The organism is Zooshikella harenae, assembly GCF_018837975.1.
GTDB lineage: Bacteria > Pseudomonadota > Gammaproteobacteria > Pseudomonadales > Zooshikellaceae > Zooshikella > Zooshikella harenae.
On record NZ_JAGSOY010000187.1, the window covers coordinates 1 to 2,523 of the forward strand.

Below are 2,523 nucleotides of genomic sequence, written 5' to 3' on the forward strand. Positions count from 1 at the left end.
TACCATCGGGTTATCAGGATTACCATCCAGATATTCAATCACCACTTCCTGACCAATACGCGGAATGGCGACTTGCCCCCATTGCCCGCCAGCAATGCCCGTATTGACACGTAACCAACGGGTGGTTTTTTCATTTTTTTTGCCGTCCCGATCCCAGTGAAACTGCACTTTGATCCGACCGTGTTTATCGGTGTAAATTTCTTCGCCCGCAGGACCGGTGACTACAGCAGATTGCGTACTCTCAATGAGGACTTTTTTATGTTTTTGCGCTGGACGATAGTTTTTATCCGCAGGGATACAATCAAAAACTAGCCAAAACGAAGGTTTTTTAGGGGAGGCCGTCAAGTGATGAAGCCACAGGAGCTTATATTAATAAGTGACTGTGGTGAAGAGCGCTGACAACGAACCCTAAAAAAGATTCGTGAAGGGTATAGCTGATGTAATGTCCGCCTTGGCTAGGGCCCCTTCATCCAATGCTTGTGGATTTGTCCCTTCATGTGTTACCCGGGTAATCAGGTATTCCCCTTCAAATTGAGCATGCTCAGTGATATTCACTCTGTGCTCAGGTATCAAATGATGAAGTGGAAGAACTTATGATTAAATAAGTGACTGAACTATTCACAGCTTCAATGCAATTCATTACAGTCACTCAGTTATTATAAAGCATCTATTTAAGCTATAATAAAAAAACAAAATACTTACCAGCAATTTTTACGATACTCACAGTTATAGAAAGTCTATTTTTTTCATCATATTTTGCTTCAACCACATCAATTACTTTATCCTCTTTAGGGTCAAGATCATACTCCTTATTAAAATCTTGAGTATAATCAGGTTGTATTTTTGCACTTACAAACTTACTTTCCATATAAGATTCAAGAATAATTTCTTCTGGTAGTATTTTTTGCTTAATATTTCCTTTTTCAATAATTTCGCGAACAGGTTTCATCAACTCATTTCTAAACTCCTCATCACTGACCTTATGCATTACAGGGCCTACCTGTAGATTAAGGCTAATCATTTTCAAGAATTCATCAAGATCACCTCGATTAACAACATCAGCTATTTTTAATACATACTGTCTTATATCATCATACTCGTTTTCATGAATTTCCTGAAATTGGTCACGCCATGGCGAAATATCATATTCATGTTGAACAAATGAAACTTGAGCAATAGCTTGTTTGTTTTCATCATCAAATTCACTATCATCGTCATCAAGCTGAAATTCTGCAATATTTTTTTTCTTGCCATCAGGATCTAAAAAATAAATGCTACCAGCCACACTAAATCCACTGGGTTTTTCTAAACTATTAGGAATAACAATGCTTGGTAAAAAGACAAACTGTAATTCATTCTCACCATCAATAAGATATGAGTTTATCGGCATTGTTGAGACGCCACTCACAGTTTCAAGTTCGTTAAATGGAAATCCATTAACTAAAAGTTTTACATGGCCTGAGCGTACATTTAAACTTAGAACTACATATTTTGTAATCATTATTTAAACCTAAACGTTTTTAACATTTTGTGTTTGGTATACTTACTAAGTAACTATTGATAGTATAATCGTTAAAAATAAAGAACCCAATTCAACAACGGGTAGTAGATCTAATGTTTAAAAAACAAATACTCATTTTAACTTGCTGTATACCATTCTTTACAGCTTGTATTAGTGAAGAAGCAGCTCAAGCTGAACTTAACGAGTTTGTTAGCAAGACCATGGCAAACATGATCGATATAAAGGGTGGAGCCTTTAAACGAATGACTGCTGAAGACTATATGAATAGAGAGTACAGTAAGCCTAAGTTATATGAAACAGTGATTACTGACTTTGCTATTGGTAAGTATGAAGTTACTTGTGCCGAATTTGCCTTCTTCTTAAAGTCTTCAGGGCATAAAGCGCCTCAGTTTAAAAAAGAAGCAAACTGTATTATTGATAGAACCCCTGCTCATTATGTAAGCTGGTATGATGCCAAAGCTTACTGTGAATGGCTAGGTACCGTGTCAAATAAGTCCATATCATTACCTACAGAAGCACAGTGGGAATACGTTGCTCGTAACTTAGGACAAAAAGGTGTACTATTTGCTACTAATAATGGTAAGCGTGAACCTGGAAAAAATACTGATGGTTACGAGACCTCTCATGGTAGCTTTACACCAACGGTAGTAGATAAGTATCCACCTACACCTTTAGGTGTTTATGCTCTAGAAGGAGGCGTGTCAGAATGGGTCTTAGATTCTTGGACTCGTAATTATGACAAACTAGCAATACAAAACCCTGTAAACCTTGTTGATGATGAAGATAATACCAAAACTAATAGAGGCCATTCTTTCCGTTCAAGTGGTGGCAATAAAGTATTCCCTACCACTATTAGACGCGATCCTGAATCTGCAGATTCTGAAATTCCAGACATAGGATTTCGCTGTGCTATAAATAAATAGGCTATCTAATAATTATTACTATACGTCTGCTTTTTAAGTATTCAGTCAATCTAACCTCTATATCATATAATACTTTTA

The 2,523-nt window shown here is 36.6% G+C and carries 3 protein-coding genes; 1 reads left to right on the forward strand and 2 read right to left on the reverse strand.

Annotation, left to right across the window (positions count from 1 at the left end):
- On the reverse strand, window positions 1–345 hold a 345-nt coding region (vgrG, locus tag KCG35_RS24580), incomplete at its 3' end, for a type VI secretion system tip protein VgrG (RefSeq protein WP_230409358.1).
- Between the two features lie 331 nt (window positions 346–676).
- Window positions 677–1,501: a hypothetical protein gene (locus tag KCG35_RS24585; protein WP_215822493.1), complete on the reverse strand. Its 825-nt coding sequence runs from the start codon at window positions 1,499–1,501 to the stop codon at window positions 677–679.
- A gap of 113 nt (window positions 1,502–1,614) precedes the next feature.
- Here KCG35_RS24585 and KCG35_RS24590 point away from each other — a divergent pair, with 113 nt between their 5' ends.
- Window positions 1,615–2,445 (forward strand): formylglycine-generating enzyme family protein, encoded by an 831-nt coding sequence (locus KCG35_RS24590; protein WP_215822494.1) that lies wholly within the window; start codon window positions 1,615–1,617, stop codon window positions 2,443–2,445.
- Window positions 2,446–2,523: the final 78 nt, after the last annotated feature.

What these genes read in the sequence shown, in the direction of transcription:
- KCG35_RS24585 (WP_215822493.1), bottom strand. Translation starts at nt 1,501, where the DNA reads ATGATTACAAAATATGTAGTTCTAAGTTTAAATGTACGCTCAGGCCAT.
- KCG35_RS24590 (WP_215822494.1), top strand. Translation starts at nt 1,615, where the DNA reads ATGTTTAAAAAACAAATACTCATTTTAACTTGCTGTATACCATTCTTT.